Origin of the sequence: Streptomyces sp. HM190 (assembly GCF_009857135.1) — a bacterium.
Lineage (GTDB): Bacteria > Actinomycetota > Actinomycetes > Streptomycetales > Streptomycetaceae > Streptomyces > Streptomyces heilongjiangensis.
This window is the reverse complement of record NZ_CP047318.1, coordinates 4,005,482-4,019,620: the sequence shown is the minus strand read 5'-3', so window position 1 is coordinate 4,019,620 and position 14,139 is coordinate 4,005,482. Positions and strand designations below refer to the sequence as shown.

At 70.6% G+C, this 14,139-nt stretch carries 14 protein-coding genes and 2 pseudogenes; 9 read left to right on the top strand and 7 right to left on the bottom strand.

Annotated features, from left to right (window positions below; genetic code table 11):
* The first annotated feature begins 1 nt into the window (after window position 1).
* The gene (locus GSY65_RS17005) at window positions 2-688 is read left to right on the top strand and encodes a hypothetical protein (RefSeq protein WP_159769372.1); all 687 of its coding nucleotides are present in this window, start codon (window positions 2-4) and stop codon (window positions 686-688) included.
* Between the two features lie 234 nt (window positions 689-922).
* Here GSY65_RS17005 and GSY65_RS17000 read toward each other — a convergent pair whose 3' ends face one another.
* Window positions 923-1,495: a hypothetical protein gene (locus tag GSY65_RS17000; protein WP_159769369.1), complete on the bottom strand. Its 573-nt coding sequence runs from the start codon at window positions 1,493-1,495 to the stop codon at window positions 923-925.
* Between the two features lie 227 nt (window positions 1,496-1,722).
* On the opposite strand from GSY65_RS17000, the gene GSY65_RS16995 reads away from it, so the two are divergent.
* The 3 genes from GSY65_RS16995 (at window position 1,723) to GSY65_RS16985 (ending at window position 3,439) form a co-directional block, all read left to right on the top strand.
* Window positions 1,723-2,925, top strand: a complete 1,203-nt coding sequence (locus GSY65_RS16995) for a helix-turn-helix domain-containing protein (RefSeq protein ID WP_159769366.1) — start codon at window positions 1,723-1,725, stop codon at window positions 2,923-2,925.
* 113 nt (window positions 2,926-3,038) lie between these two features.
* Window positions 3,039-3,248 carry a hypothetical protein gene (locus GSY65_RS16990; RefSeq protein WP_159769363.1) on the top strand — a complete coding sequence of 70 codons (210 nt, stop codon included), beginning with the start codon at window positions 3,039-3,041 and terminating at the stop codon, window positions 3,246-3,248.
* Window positions 3,245-3,439: a hypothetical protein gene (locus GSY65_RS16985; RefSeq protein WP_159769360.1), complete on the top strand. Its 195-nt coding sequence runs from the start codon at window positions 3,245-3,247 to the stop codon at window positions 3,437-3,439. The genes GSY65_RS16990 and GSY65_RS16985 overlap by 4 nt, the downstream gene beginning before the upstream one ends.
* A gap of 696 nt (window positions 3,440-4,135) precedes the next feature.
* Here the strand turns inward: GSY65_RS16985 and GSY65_RS16980 are convergent.
* Window positions 4,136-4,495 (bottom strand): annotated as a pseudogene (locus tag GSY65_RS16980) (IS701 family transposase); the annotation flags it as partial.
* Between the two features lie 85 nt (window positions 4,496-4,580).
* Here GSY65_RS16980 and GSY65_RS16975 point away from each other — a divergent pair.
* Together GSY65_RS16975 and GSY65_RS16970 are read left to right on the top strand one after the other, a co-directional pair.
* Window positions 4,581-5,234 (top strand): hypothetical protein, encoded by a 654-nt coding sequence (locus tag GSY65_RS16975; protein ID WP_159769357.1) that lies wholly within the window; start codon window positions 4,581-4,583, stop codon window positions 5,232-5,234.
* Window positions 5,228-5,887, top strand: a complete 660-nt coding sequence (locus GSY65_RS16970; protein WP_159769354.1) for a hypothetical protein — start codon at window positions 5,228-5,230, stop codon at window positions 5,885-5,887. The genes GSY65_RS16975 and GSY65_RS16970 overlap by 7 nt, the downstream gene beginning before the upstream one ends.
* Window positions 5,888-6,685: 798 nt before the next feature.
* Here the strand turns inward: GSY65_RS16970 and GSY65_RS16965 are convergent.
* From GSY65_RS16965 to GSY65_RS16955, 3 genes are all read right to left on the bottom strand, one after another.
* Window positions 6,686-7,756, bottom strand: a complete 1,071-nt coding sequence (locus tag GSY65_RS16965; RefSeq protein ID WP_159769351.1) for a glycoside hydrolase family 5 protein — start codon at window positions 7,754-7,756, stop codon at window positions 6,686-6,688.
* On the bottom strand, window positions 7,753-7,953 hold the full coding sequence (locus GSY65_RS33300; protein WP_201452569.1) for a hypothetical protein: 201 nt from the start codon (window positions 7,951-7,953) through the stop codon (window positions 7,753-7,755). Before GSY65_RS33300 ends, GSY65_RS16965 begins: the two co-directional genes overlap by 4 nt.
* A 135-nt stretch (window positions 7,954-8,088) precedes the next feature.
* The gene (locus GSY65_RS16955) at window positions 8,089-8,967 is read right to left on the bottom strand and encodes an aminoglycoside phosphotransferase family protein (RefSeq protein WP_159769348.1); all 879 of its coding nucleotides are present in this window, start codon (window positions 8,965-8,967) and stop codon (window positions 8,089-8,091) included.
* Window positions 8,968-9,085: 118 nt separating this feature from the next.
* On the opposite strand from GSY65_RS16955, the gene GSY65_RS16950 reads away from it, so the two are divergent.
* Both GSY65_RS16950 and GSY65_RS16945 read left to right on the top strand, forming a co-directional pair.
* Window positions 9,086-10,498 carry an NAD(P)/FAD-dependent oxidoreductase gene (locus GSY65_RS16950; RefSeq protein WP_159769345.1) on the top strand — a complete coding sequence of 471 codons (1,413 nt, stop codon included), beginning with the start codon at window positions 9,086-9,088 and terminating at the stop codon, window positions 10,496-10,498.
* 165 nt (window positions 10,499-10,663) lie between these two features.
* The gene (locus tag GSY65_RS16945; RefSeq protein ID WP_159769342.1) at window positions 10,664-11,332 is read left to right on the top strand and encodes a pentapeptide repeat-containing protein; all 669 of its coding nucleotides are present in this window, start codon (window positions 10,664-10,666) and stop codon (window positions 11,330-11,332) included.
* A gap of 23 nt (window positions 11,333-11,355) precedes the next feature.
* Here the strand turns inward: GSY65_RS16945 and GSY65_RS16940 are convergent, their stop codons facing one another.
* On the bottom strand, window positions 11,356-11,856 hold the full coding sequence (locus tag GSY65_RS16940) for a hypothetical protein (protein ID WP_159769339.1): 501 nt from the start codon (window positions 11,854-11,856) through the stop codon (window positions 11,356-11,358).
* Window positions 11,857-11,863: 7 nt separating this feature from the next.
* Here GSY65_RS16940 and GSY65_RS16935 point away from each other — a divergent pair, with 7 nt between their 5' ends.
* A complete protein-coding gene (locus tag GSY65_RS16935; protein WP_159769336.1) occupies window positions 11,864-13,372 on the top strand; it encodes a M1 family metallopeptidase in 1,509 nt (502 codons plus the stop codon).
* Window positions 13,373-13,602: 230 nt separating this feature from the next.
* Here GSY65_RS16935 and GSY65_RS33790 read toward each other — a convergent pair.
* Window positions 13,603-13,893, bottom strand: a pseudogene (locus GSY65_RS33790) (DNA mismatch repair protein MutT); the annotation flags it as partial.
* Window positions 13,894-14,139 lie beyond the last annotated feature (246 nt).

Here is a 14,139-nt window from a genome sequence, read left to right as displayed (position 1 = left end):
CATGGCCATCCCCGCCCCGCTGCCGCACCCCAACGAGGACGCCGACCATCTCGCCGCCCGTACCTCCAGGCAGACGTTCATGGACAAGGCTGGCCCGATCCGTGGCAACGCCGACGCGTCCGCCCGCTGGAAGGCGCAGCAGGTCACCGCCCTGTACGACACGCACGTGAGGGAAGTCACCGAGGCGTACGAGCGGCTGACCGAACGCCGCCGCGCCCGCCTGGCCTACCTCGAAAGCCTGGTGCCCGTCGGGGCCGGGATCGCCGAGACCGCCACCCCCGCCGACAAGGCCGTGCTGATGAACGCCTTCCGTGCCGCGTGGAAGGAGGCACAGGGCACCGACCAGGGGGGCCGGGCCCGGCTCCTCGCCGAGGCCGAGCGGTTCGGGGACGACGCGATGCGCCGCGCCGTCCTCACCTTCGCCGTGGACCACAGCGAGGAGACGATCCTGCGCGACTGGACCGAGCGGCACCTCGACCAGGAGGGCTACCTCGGCGAGGTGCGCCAGCTGCGCGAGACCCTCGCCGGCCGGGGCCCGGAACGGGGCTTCGAGCGGCAGGACTTCACGCCGTTGCCGAAGCCTCAGGAGGCCTACGACTGGCCGCTGATCCAGGACGCCCCGGACGCGCAGCCCGGTGACCGCGGGCGGATGGTGCGGCCGGGCGTCATCGAGTACGGCCGCCGCTGACCCCTCGCCCGGCCCCTCGCGGGTCGGGCTTCTCCTCGGCTCACTGCGGTACGGCGCTCAACCTCGATGAGTCCTGGCGGCGCTCCTCGCCCCGCTGAACGGCCCTGCGGGACCGGTCAAACGCTGAAGCCCCCGGCCCGGTCTGTCACGGCCGCGCTCGGGGGCTTCGTCCTCTCCGTCCTCGACGCCCCGGACACCCCGGAGCGGAGCTGCTTTACGTACGGCGTGCGCCGCTCATCCCTGCATCACCACATCTGTGATCTTCACGGACACCTTCTTGCTCGACGACACCGTGCTGATCGAAGTCGGCGTGTAGCTCAGACTCGTCTCGTCCGACAGCTCAGCCGTCTCGATGACCGGCCCCGACTTGTCGCCACGAATCTCGTAGGTGATCGAGTAGACCGCGTCAGGATCGACCCCGTTCCATTCGCCCACGTAGGACAGAACCGGCTCGACCGTCACGTTGCAGCCCGCCGAACCGAAGCACTGTCGCTCCGTGGTGCGTAGCTCCATCGTGAAGTCGGAGGGGGTAAGTGCGGCGTACGTCGGCTCCGACTCCTCCGCGGCGGGCTCGGCTACGTCCTCGTCTGGGGCGCTCGATGCCGAGGAGGCGGCGGCTGGCTTGCTGTCGTCGTTTGTGGCCTGCACGACGACGATGCCGGTGGTGATGATCGTGGCGATGATCGCGGCGGCGGCCCCGATGATGATCGCGTTGGTGTGGTTCTTCGGCTTCGGCTCCGGCTCCAGTGTCTGAGGCGGGGTCGGCGGCGGGGAGTCGGGCGCGGCTGGTGGCGTGGTGTTGCTCATGGTCCCCCCAAGGACGTACGTGGTGAGACCCGCATCATCTGGCGTACGAGGGGCCGCGCGGAATGCATGTGTCCGGCTTGTGACCCTGACGTGTGACGGCCGAGCCGCGGTCACGGCCGGGCGTCAACAGCACGACGGCCCCCGCAGGTTGCAGGGGCCGCACACGCCTACGCCCGGAGCCGACCGGGCGTACCGTTCTGAGTGTCGAGGTCAGAACGGAGCCCAGCATGCCACACCCAACACGCCGGGACACCGGCGGAATCGGGGCGCGTATCGAAGAGGTGAGCGCCCTCCGCGGCTTCTCCCTCCGGGAACTCGGACGCCGCGCCAACGTCTCCCCGTCGATGCTCTCCCGCATCATCACCGGCCAGCGCCAGGCCAGCCCCGCCATCGTCTCCGCGGTCGCCCGCGCCCTGTCCGTCAGCATCTCCGTGCTGCACGGCCAGCCCTACATCCACCAGCTCCAGGCCGACCAGCTCGACCAGCTGATAACGCCCATCAGCGTCGCCCTGGACGACTGGGACATCCCCCTCGGCGACGACGACCCGCCGCCCCGCACGCTCCCCGTCCTCGAAGCCGTCGTGGCCGGCCTGGAGCAGCAGCGGGCCCGCGCCGAGTACATCGACATCGCCCACGAACTCCCCTCGCTGCTCGCCGAGGTCAACGCTCACGTCCTCACCCAACGTTCAGGGCATACGCTGGAGCGGGCCGCGTGGTTGCAGGCAGAGCTATGCCGCACCGTGTACGTGGTCGGCCGTCAGATCGGCTTCGGTGACCTCGCCCGCCTCGCCCTGTCCCGGATGGCGGTCGCCGCCCCGCAGTCCGGCGACCCGAGGCAGGTCGCTATCGAGCGGTGGGACCGCGCGCAGCTGCTCGCGGACGCCGCCCGCCACGACCGCGGAGTCCTCCTCGTCAAGCAGGCGCTGAAGGACCTCGACGACGACGGCGATCAGGCCACCAAGGCAGTGCGCGGCGCCCTGCACCTGAAGGGCGCGATCCTCTCCAGCCGCCAGGGCGACACCGCCGGCGCGGACGACTGGCTCGCGGCGGCCGGGGAGATCGCCGAGGAGACCGGCGAGACCCGCGACTACGGGCTCGTGTTCGGCCCGGTCAACGTCGTAATTCACGGCATGTCGGCGTCGAGCGACCGAGACAGGCACGCGCGTGCGCTGGAAAAAGCCCGCAAGATCCGGTTGCCGGACGACTACCCGGAGGCTCGGGCCGGGCACTACTGGGTGGATCGGGCGCGCGCGGAGACGTGGACGGCGCGCCACGAGGACGCGTTCCAGTCCCTGGCGAACGCGCGCCAGGTGGCGCCGCAGCAGACCCGGTATCACCCCGGTGTGCACGAGACGGTGGCGACGCTGCTGCGGGCGCGGGCGAAGGCGCCGGGTGATCTGCTGGAGTTCGCTGGCTGGTGCGGCGTGTAGCCACCCGGTCAACGGGGTTCAAGACTCCGGGTGTTGCCAGTCCGTCAACGCCGGGGCCTTGCCTGGTGGGGACGATGTGACGGTACCCACGTCCACCTGCCATGGAGCCGACCATGACCAGCTGCCACACCACGATGGATCTGCCCGTCACGCTGGGGCTTCCGCCTGATGAGCCGGTACCGCCGGACGGCTGCAGGGTGTGCGCTGCACTGGCCAAGGAACGTGCCGAAGCCCGTGGGCGGGGCGACATGTCGAGGGTGTCAGACCTCAACGTCGAGATCCGCAACCACCACCAGCCGCGCAGGAAGCGGAGGAAGGCGTGAGCGGGCGCGTACCCCGCGGCATGCAGCCGCTGAGGTTGCCGGACCGGCTCCCCGGTGAGGACGAGTACGGGGTGTTCATCAACCACCTGACCGGGTGCGCGGACTGCGGGTACGGGCAGACCCACTGCCCGACGGCGACCGAGATGTGGCAGGCGTACAAGGCCAAAAGGCGCGTGCAGAGACGCTCATGACCCCCCCGCCCGACGGCTGGTTACCCCCGAGCACGGCAGTCGGGCCTCCCCCCTGCGCGCGTACGCGTCTCCGCCGCAGGGCAGCAGAACGGCCCCCGGACGGTTCGCGTGTCCCGTCCGAGACGCCGAGCCTGGTTCCGATCTCGGTTCCGGTGAGTTCCGGCTCGGTCACCAGCCACCCGCGTACGAGCGCCACGCGGGCCTCGAACGTCGTGTTCTGGGAGTCCTCGGTCTCGATGTCGACGGCGCCGGTTCCGGTCGGCGGAACTACGGGCGGAACTGGTTCCGGTGCCGGTTCCGCCTCGGTTCCGTCGAGCGGCCCGGCGGCCCGGTACCCGTCGGGTAGCCGCAGGTCGAGGCCGGTTCCGCCGGTTCCGCCCGCCAGTTCCGCCACGGGCGTCCAGGGGCCGAGGACGGGCCCGACGGGGGTCGCGTCGACCGGCTCGGGGGCCCGCTCGACGAGGATCGGTTCCGCCGGAACCAGCGGAACCGGAGGCGGAACTCGTCGCCCAGGCGTAGGCGGTGGTTGTCACGGTGCCAGCCCTCCGCCGGGTCGATGTCAACGGTCAGCGCATCGCCGATATGTCTATTCGTCCTCGACGACCGCCACGGACTCGGCATACGGGGACTTCGCCGGGCAGGTCAGCAAGGTACATAGGGTCTTGCACGGGTCTGACTCCTTGATCGGAAGGGGTTCCCGACCTGGGAGTTCTCGATGCGTCCCGCGGTGCCGGTGTACTGGCGTTGCACTCCCGCCGAGGCGTGGCCCTTCTTCACGAAACCGGTCTCGTCCACGATCAGGACGCCGCCGTCGGTGCCGAGGTGTTCGACGGCATAGGCGCGGATGTCGTCACGGACGGCGTCGGCGTCCCAGCGGGCGTAGCGGAGCAGCCGCTGCATCGGCCCCGGCCGGGCCAGGCCGGCCTGTTCGGCCAGCTGCCAGCAGTTCTTCCGCTCTGCCTTCGACAGCAGCCCGAGCAGATAAGCGCGGGCACTCGCTCTCGGTTCAACTCGGCCGAACCGGCCAGCGATCCGGGCCATGGCCTGGTCGAACATCGCCCGCCAGCGGGCAGGGTCTACGCTATGGCCCGCGGCCACCGCACGATCTTCGTTTGTCCACACACCAACCGATGATCACGCGGTGGCTGTACCCGTTCCCGGCCGGGTACAGCCGCAAGATCGCGAAACCAGACTGGTTAAGAGACCGCTGAAAAGCACCGCGAGGAGAACACCGCTGGCTTTTGCCCTCGCGCTCATGGGGTCGGTGTTCCTCGTGCCGGGGCAGACCGCCCATGCAGACGTACGCCATGGGAATTGCCCGGACTACCGGATCATGGACTACGTCACCAAGTCCTGGAAGCTCACGCACTTGGACGTCATCGGCAACCACACTGGCGTCAAAAGGAAGTACTCCGTCACCGAGGAGGTGCAGACTCATCTGGAGGCCGAGGTCACACTCACGGCCACCACCTCGGTAAAGGCACAGTTGAAGTTTCTCGCCGATGCGAGGATCGACACCGGGATCGAACTCCGGGGCCTCGGATCGAAGACGAAGAAGAAGTCGTACACCTGGAGCATCAACCTCCCATCCGGGCACAAGTGGGTCTTCTACCACGGCAGGCGCTACGTCCGAGGGGTGGAATACGGCTACCACTGCCAGAGTCTGACGAGCCACGTCAAGTCGTATACGGCGAAGGGACGCTCCTTCTCGTCGGTCAACTACGACGATGGCTACCGCTGTGACCAGAAGCCGCGGGACGGGCTGGCCAAGATAGCGATCAACAAGGGGTGCTGAACGTGAACAGACCATTGCGCGGCGCAGCCGCGCTCGTTGCCATCCTGGTGACAGCTTCCTGCACGGCGGACGCAGCACCGCAGGCCGGACCGTCCGCGAGCAAGACATCCGCGGCGAGCCGCGCGGTACCGAAGAACTGGACCTGTCAGAAGGCGACGTTCCACTGGGGCAAGGTGACGAAGCGGGAGAAGCTGGCCGCTGTGTCCGACGCGCAGGAAGTGCACGTTCCGGCTGGACAAACCGTCGAGTCGACGTTCGACCTCGTTCCGCTCCGCACACTGAAGGCGACCATCTCGCCGCCGCTTCCGGACGGCACGCTGGACCCGCAGGCCGCCGTCGACTCTCTTGCGGAGCAGACCGGGCTCGATTTGATGAAGGTGGGCACGACGTTCACCTTGAGCAAGGGTGACAAGACCCTCAAAACGTCGTCCGGGAAGTTCGACGGTGTGCTGGTGGCTGTAGTGGGGGTCGACACGGTCGAGGCATCCTTTGTCTACGGCTGTGGCAGCAAGGGGCAGGAAGCTGTGCGGGGTACCTTGACCACGTGGTCGCCAGCCACATACTCCGCGCTGTTCACATGTGGCATCCGCGAGGATCTCTCGGCTGTCGAAATCGAGGCCGAGGCCCTGCTGTGCGGAGAGCAGAGCAGCTGAGCAGCTGAGCGGCATCTGAGCTCATGTCGGTCCTCGTGTGTGCGATACCCGGCCGGGCATCGCACACACGAGGACGGGCCGGTACGTCCGCACGGCCGCTTGGGAGAACGGGCAGCGTGTGGCGATACTCGCCGTGGGGAACGCCGGTGTTGCAGCCGGGGCGCCATAGGCGCTGGGCGCGAAGGACCGGCTACACCCGCCTGGAAGCCGAGCAGGTCGGGACGCGGGCCGACGTACTTCGGCGGCACCGCCTCCAGAGAGGCGCTGGAGCTGAAGCTGGGGCCGTCTCGTGATCCAGGACCGCTTCGCGTCGGATCCAGCGCCGCGCGGTCAAAGCGGTCAACACCACCTCAGGCCCCGTGGCGTCCGTCCGGGCAGGTTTCTGGCGAGGATTCTCGGCTGCACGCACCCTCCGGGCTCATGTACGGCAGGGAGTGGCGGAACGTCGGTTCTCGGCCGTATCGCGCTGTGCTGTGTCGCGGCATTGTCTTGTACCACTGAGGGGCCATGACGCCCGGACAGCTGCAGGTTCTCGGGAGAGTGCTGGTCACATCGCTTGAGATGCGTGAGCGGACGGCGCGGCAACATATGGATGCAGCGGCAGGTTCGGAGCCTCCTGCGAGCCGCTGATCAGGGAAAACGGAATTTGGTGTGATCATGCGACACCCGCCATCACAACCCCACCAGCCCTTGTAATGCGTAGGTCGTCGGTTCGAATCCGACAGGGGGCTCCGGGAGAGAGACCCCGGGTCAGGTGATCGCCGACCCGGGGTTTCGTGTCCTTGTCGGGGGTGGTGGTCAGAAGTCGTCCGGGGTCCTGATGCGGTCGCGGATCCAGGTGCCTGCCGGCTTGAGGGGGGCCGTGCCGGTCCAGGGGCCGTTGGCGTTGCAGGTGCCCGGTTTGAAGACGGCGCCGGTGCGGTGGTCGTCGGAGAAGTTCCAGTTGACCCAGCTGATCTTCTTGGCCGCGAGGAGGTCGAGGTAGCGCTGCGACATGGCGAAGTCGTTCGCGCCCTCACCGGCGTAGTTCTGGGTGCCGAACTCGGTGACGAAGACGGGGATGCGGTCGGCCGCGCGGGAGAGGGTCTGGAGGTACTCGTCCCGGTGCGAGTACGCGTAGAAGTGGAACGTGTACATGATGTTGGACGCGTTCACCGGGTTGGCGATCACCTCGGACTCGTTCGCGCCCTCCGAGACGCCGAGTGAGGACCAGGCGCGGGTGCCGACGAGGACCGGGGTGTCGGGGTCCTCGGCCCGGATGACGGGGATCAGCTGCTCGGCGTAGCTCTTGATGCGGGACCAGCTCACGCCGCTGGGCTCGTTGGCAATCTCGTACAGCAGGTTGTTCTTGTCGCGGTGGCGCCGGGCGATCTCGGAGAAGAACGTCCTGGCGCGGGCGAGGTTCTCGTGGGGGTCGCCGGGGTCGAGCATGTGCCAGTCGACGATGGCGTACATGCCGCGCGCCGTGGCCTGCTCTATGGCCGAGTGGACCAGGTCGGTGAAGCGGCGCGGGTCGGTCTCGTAGCCGCCCTCCTGGATGTACATCGAGATGCGCAGGACGTCGGCCTTCCAGTCCGTGGCGAGCGCGTTCAGGGAACCGCTCGTGACGCACTGGCTGTACCACTGGAGGCCGTGGGTGCTCATACCGCGCAGCTGGATCGTTTTTCCTCGTGCGTTGCAGAGCTTGGTGCCGCAGACCTTCAACTGGCCGTTCGCGGCCACGGGGGTGACGGCGGTCGGCGCGGCCTGGGCGCGGTCGGGGCGGGGGGAGTCGGACGGGGGGTGCGTGGCCTGTGCCGAGGTGGGGGTGAGGGCGAGGCCGAGCAGGAGGAGCGCGGCGCTGAGCAGGACGGATCGTGCCGGTCTCATGGGGGCTCCTGGCGGTCGAGGGGCGAGGGGTGAGCCGTGAGGGGGAGGGGGACGGTTGAGGGGGAGGGTTCCGGGTCGAGCGTCGAGCAGCCGACGGATGCGGTGGTGCCGGTGGTGCCACTGCGGTCGGTGGTGCCACTGCGATCGGTGGTGCCGGTGGGGTCGGTGGTACCGGTGGTGCTGATCGTGCCGGGCAACTAGAAGGAAACCTTCCTGACAGATAGGAGTAGCGGTTGGTCCGGACCTTCGCAAGAGGTGTGACGGGACCGACGGGAGCGGCCTGTTCCGCCCCCGGGCCGGTCTGTGCACACGCGCGCGCTCCGGTGGGGCGGTCAGCGCAGACGACGGGCGATCTCCAGGTCGTCCGGCTGGAGGGAGCGGCCCTCCTCGATGTCCCACAGGGCGTTCTGGAGGACGCGGGCGAGCGTCCAGGCGCCCGCCCGCGCGCGGTCCAGGCCCAGGACGTCGGTCATCGCGTCGAAGCGCCAGCGGACCTCGGCGGCCTCGAAGCGGTTGTCGAGGGCGGGCCAGAGGTCGAAGCCGGGGTCGCCGGCGAGGGGCTTGGGGTCGATGGCGAGCCAGGGAGCACGGTCGGCGCCCAGCACGTTGTCGAAGTGGAGGTCCCAGTGCAGGAGCCGGTCGCCCGGCTCGTCGAGCACCTCGCGCAGCGCGGCGGCGCAGTCGGCGATCAGCCGGCGGTCCCCCGGGTCCGCGATCCGGTCCAGCACCGCCGGGGTCCGCTCCAGCATGCGGGCGCCGATGTCGGCGAGACGCCGAAGGCCCTCGGGGGCGGGCGTCGCCGTCAGGTGGGCCAGCAGACGGGCGATGACCAGGACGGCCTTGCGGGAGTCCGGCTCGTGGGACAGCATCCGGGCCGGGTCGAGGCGTTCGAGGAGCATGGTGCCCGTCCCGTCGTCGTACCGCAGGAGCCGTACGGCCCCGTCGCCGTCCCAGACGCGCAGGGCGACCGGCTCGCCCTCGCTCTCCTCGTCGAGGATCTGCAGCTTCAGGACGGCCGGGGTGCCGTCGGCCGTGCCGACCACGGGGACGACCAGGGCGCACATGCCGTGCATGGGGGTCCCGTCGAGGCGCAGCCCCCAGCGGTCGAGGAACGCGGCGGTCAGCCGGGGCAGCCCGGCGACGAACCGGCGGCCCGCCGCTCCGTTGATCTCTTCCTGAGTCTCGGCCAGTTCCTCCGGAACATCGATCACGTGGGCGACCCTACGTGCGCGGCGTCGCGGAGTCCCTTGATTTTCCGGCCCTCCGGGGTGTCGGGAACGACGGAATCCGTAGGAGACAAGGCCCGTCGGCAGGGGTTAGCGTCCGGCCATGAGCAGCTCGGACGCGACCGCCTCCACCGTCAACGGCGGGGTCTCCTTCTGGTACGCCCAGGCCGGCATCCCCGCGCCCAGGGAGCCGCTCACCGGGGACGCGACCGCCGACGTCGTGATCGTCGGCGGCGGGTACACCGGGCTGTGGACGGCGTACTACCTGAAGAAGGCCGACCCGTCGCTGCGGATCGTCGTCCTGGAGCAGCGCTTCTGCGGGTACGGGGCCTCGGGTCGGAACGGCGGCTGGCTCTACAACGGAATCGCCGGGCGCGACCGGTACGCCCGGCTGCACGGGCGGGACGCCGCCGTGCGCCTGCAGCGGGCCATGAACGACACGGTCGCCGAAGTGGTGCGGGTCGCGGCGGACGAGGGTGTCGACGCCGGGATCCACCGGGGCGGCGTCCTCGAAGTGGCCCGCACCCCGGCCCAGTTGGCGCGGCTCAAGGCGTTCCACGCGCACGAGGTGGCGTTCGGGGAGGACGACCGGGAGCTGTACGGGGCCCGGGAGACCGCCGAGCGGATCCGCGTCGCCGGTGCCGTCGGGTCGGCGTGGACGCCGCACGGGGCGCGACTGAACCCGGTGCGGCTGGTGACGGGGCTGGCGGACGTCGTCGAGGGGCTCGGCGTGACCGTGCACGAGCTGACGCCGGTCACCGAGATCCGGCCCCGGCACGCGGTCACCCCGTACGGCACCGTCCGGGCGTCCCATGTGCTGCGCTGCACGGAGGGCTTCACGGCCAACCTCAAGGGCCAGAAGCGGACCTGGCTGCCCATGAACTCGTCGATGATCGCCACTGAGCCGCTGACCGCCGAGCAGTGGGCGTCGATCGGCTGGGACGGTCGGGAGACGCTCGGGGACATGGCCCACGCGTACATGTACGCCCAGCGCACCGACGACGGGCGGATCGCGCTCGGCGGGCGCGGGGTGCCGTACCGCTTCGGGTCCCGGACCGACAACGACGGGCGTACGCAGCCGGAGACGATCGAGGCGCTGCACGAGATCCTCGTCGGCTTCTTCCCGTCGCTGGCCGGGGTGCGGGTCGCCCACGCCTGGTCCGGTGTCCTCGGGGTGCCGCGCGACTGGTGCGCCACGGTCACCCTCGACCGGTCGACGGGGCTCGGCTGGGCCGGCGGCTACGTCGGTTCCGGCGTGGCCACCGCCAACCTCGCCGCCCGCACCCTGCGCGACCTCGTCCGGCGGGACTCGGGGCAGGGCGGGGAGACGGAGCTGACCTCGCTGCCGTGGGTGAACCACCGGGTACGCAAGTGGGAGCCGGAGCCGTTCCGTTGGGCGGGTGTGCAGGGGATGTACGCCACGTACCGCACCGCCGACCGGCGGGAGACGGCCTCGCTGCGCGCGGAGTCGTCACGGCTGGCGCGCTGGGCGGACCGGGTGGCGGGGCGGCACTGACGGGGCTGCGCTGACGCGGGGCGGCACTGACGCGGGCGGTACTGACGCGGGGCTGCGCTGACAGGGGCGGTACTGACGCGGGTCGCAGTGTGGGTGGGCGAGCTGTGGGGGGTGGCGTCTTCGCAGGTCAGGGCTTTTGTCAGTGGTGGGGTGCAGGATGAGGGCATGGTGCGGGCGAAGTCGGTGGTGAAGGGGGCGCGGCGACCGGAGGTGCGGTTGCCCGCGCTGGAGGCGTACGACGGCGGAGGGCTGGAGCCGGACGGGGACTACGACGGGCTGGAGTTCCGCGAGCGGGACCTGGCCGGGCAGGACGGCGGGGGCGCCCGCTTCCTGGACTGCGCGCTCACGGGCTGTGCGCTGGACGAGACGCGGCTGCACCGGGCCCGGCTGCTGGACTCCGTCCTCACCGGCATACGGGGGGTCGGTACGGACCTCGCCGAGGCCACCCTCCGTGACGTGGAGCTGGTGGACGCGCGGCTCGGCGGCGTGCAGTTGCACGGGGCGGTGCTGGAGCGGGTGCTGGTGCGCGGCGGCAAGATCGACTACCTGAATCTGCGGGACGCGCGGCTCAAGGACGTCGTCTTCGAGGACTGCGTCCTCGTCGAACCGGACTTCGGCGGTGCGCGGCTGGAGCGGGTCGAGTTCGCCGGGTGCGCGGTGAAGGGCGCCGACCTGAGCGGGGCGACCCTGAAGGACGTCGACCTGCGCGGCGCCGCCTCGGTGGAGATCGCCCGCGGGGTGGAGCGGCTGTCGGGAGCGGTGATCAGCGCGGCGCAGCTGATGGATCTGGCGCCGGTCCTGGCGGGGGAGATGGGGATCAGAGTGGAGGGGTGAGGGGTCCCGCCCCAGGGTGGGGGTCAGCCGAGCCGGGGGAAGCGGGCCTGGAGGGTCCAGATCGCCGGGTTGTCCGCGAGGTCCTCGTGCAGGTCGCACAGGTCGGCGACGAGGTCGTGCAGGAAGTCCCGTGCCTCTCTGCGGAGTTCGCTGTGGGAGAAGGTGAGCGGGGGTTCCTCGGCCGGCATCCAGTCGGACTCGATGTCCACCCAGCCGAAGCGGCGCTCGAAGAGCATGCGGTCGGTCGACTCGGTGAAGTCCAGCTCCGCGTGCTGCGGCCGGGAGGCGCGGGAGCCCGCGGGGTCCCGGTCCAGCTGCTCGACGATGTCGCAGAGCGCCCATGCGAAGTCCAGCACCGGCACCCATCCCCAGGCGGTGGACAGTTCCCGGTCCTCCTTGGTGTCGGCGAGGTAGACGTCACCGCAGAAGAGGTCGTGCCGCAGCGCGTAGACGTCGGCGCGGCGGTAGTCCGTCTGCGGCGGGTCCGGGAAGCGGTTGGAGAGGGCGTAGCCGATGTCGAGCACGTAGGCGATGGTGTCATGTCCGCCTAGGATCCTGGATGTGTCCCGATCCTCACCGGTTGTCCCCGCCGCGCTGCTTGCCGCGGCCCTGACGTTCACCCTCACCTCCTGCACCGACGACGGCGGGGGAACCGGGGCGGGCGGCACGCGCGGCGCGGCCGGCCTGGGGGACCCGTACTTCCCGAAACTCGGCAACGGCGGCTACGACGTCACGCACTACGCCCTCACCCTCGACGTCGACATCGATCCCGACGCCGAGCGGGGCGAGGACCGCGAGGACCGCGAGGACCACATCGACGGGAGGGCCGTCGTCACCGCGCGGGCGGAGCAGGACCTCAGTTCGTTCGACCTGGACCTGAAGGGCATGGACGTCGCGTCCGTCACCGTCGACGGCACCGGCGCCCGGTTCGAGCGGGCGGGCCAGGAGCTGATCGTGCGGCCGGCGCACACCCTCAGGAAGGGGAGCACGTTCCGTACGACGGTGCGCTACTCGGGCGAACCGCGGACGATCACCGACCCGGACGGCTCTCTGGAGGGCTGGCTGCCGACGGCCGACGGGGCGCTCGCGCTCGGTGAACCGGCGGGCTCGATGGCCTGGTTCCCCGGCAACCACCACCCCTCCGACAAGGCGGCGTACGACATCACCGTCACCGTCCCGCGCCGCCTCCAGGCCGTCTCCAACGGGGAGTTGCGCGGCGAGTCGACGAAGGACGGCCGCACCACGTTCGCGTGGCGCTCCGCGGAACCGATGGCGAGCTACCTCGCCACGCTCGCGATCGGCACGTACGAGATCCGGCGCCTCCCGGCCGGCGGGGAGACACCGCCTGTGTACACGGCCGTCGACCCCGAGGAGGCCAAGGGCAGCCGCGAGGTCCTCGACGGCATCCCGGACGTCATCGAGTGGGCGGAGACCGACTTCGGCCCGTACCCCTTCTCCTCCACCGGCGCGATCGTCGAGCGGGACGCGGACGTGGAGTACGCGCTGGAGACCCAGAACCGCCCGGTCTTCCCCGGCGCCCCCGACACCGCCCTGCTCGTCCACGAGCTGGCCCACCAGTGGTACGGCAACTCCGTCACACCCAAGAGCTGGCGCGACATGTGGCTCAACGAGGGCTTCGCCACGTACGCGGAATGGCTGTGGCAGGAGGACCACGGCGGCGACACCGCCCAGGAGAGCTTCGACGCGCTCTACGAGGGTGACTACTTCGACAGCGCCGAGGCCGGCAAGGAGGTCTGGGCGTTCCCGCCCGCGGAACCGCCGGGCGCCGAGCACATCTCCGACAGCCCCGTCTACGAGCGCGCCGCCATGGTCCTCCACAAGATCCGCCAGGCCGTCGGCGACGAGGCCTTCTTCGACCTTCTCAAGGGCTGGGCCACGGCCCGCCGCCACGGCAACGCGAGCACGGCGGACTTCACCGCGTACGCCGAGAAGCACGCGCGGAAGACGGCACCGGACGCCGACCTCAAGCCGGTCTGGGAGGAGTGGCTGTACGGCGAGGGCAAGCCGGAGAAGGCGTGAGGGCCGGGGAACGAGCGCTGGAGCAGGGCGGAGGGGTTGGCTGAGTGCTGGAGCGGGGGCGGGCGGAAGGCCGACGGCAGCGCCTGACCCCGATGCGTGCGGCTCTGGGGGGTGAGCGGTGTGCGGAGGATCGTGCAGGGACGGCCTCGTTCGCGGTCGGGGCGGTGGCCGATGATCTCGTAGCCGAGGGAGGTCCAGAAGGCGAGGGCGCCGGGGTTGTCGTCGAGTACGGCGAGGCGTACGGCGGTGCGGCCGGCCTGGCGGAGCCGGGTCTCGACCAGCGCCGCCAACCGCCTTCCGTGGCCCTGCCGCTGCGCCGCCGCGTCGACCGGCAGGAGCCCGATCCACGGGTCGGGGTCGGCGGGGTCGGGGTGGTGAGCGAGGGTGATCGCGATGCCGACGAGGGGCGGCGCGCCGTCGCGTCGGCCCGCGCCGTCGGGGACCTCGCGGGCGAGGAGGATCTCCACAGCCGGGTCGGCCAGCTCCAGGGACAGCGCCGCGTCCACCTGCTCCGGGCGCATGTCGTCGGGGTCGGGGAAGTCGCCGCTGAGGGTGTGCAACGCCCGGTTGGAGGCGTGCGGGACGGTGAGCTCGGCGAGGAGGGGACCGGGGACGGTCCCGTCCACGGCGGTGCGGAGGGGTTCGAGCAGCGGCATGCCCCCGCACGCTACCGACGGGGTCGGACGTCGCCCCGCGAGGCGGAGCCGCCGGGTACCGACGAGGTCAGCGGCACGTCCCGTACGCGGGGGAGCGGCGGGTGGGACGCC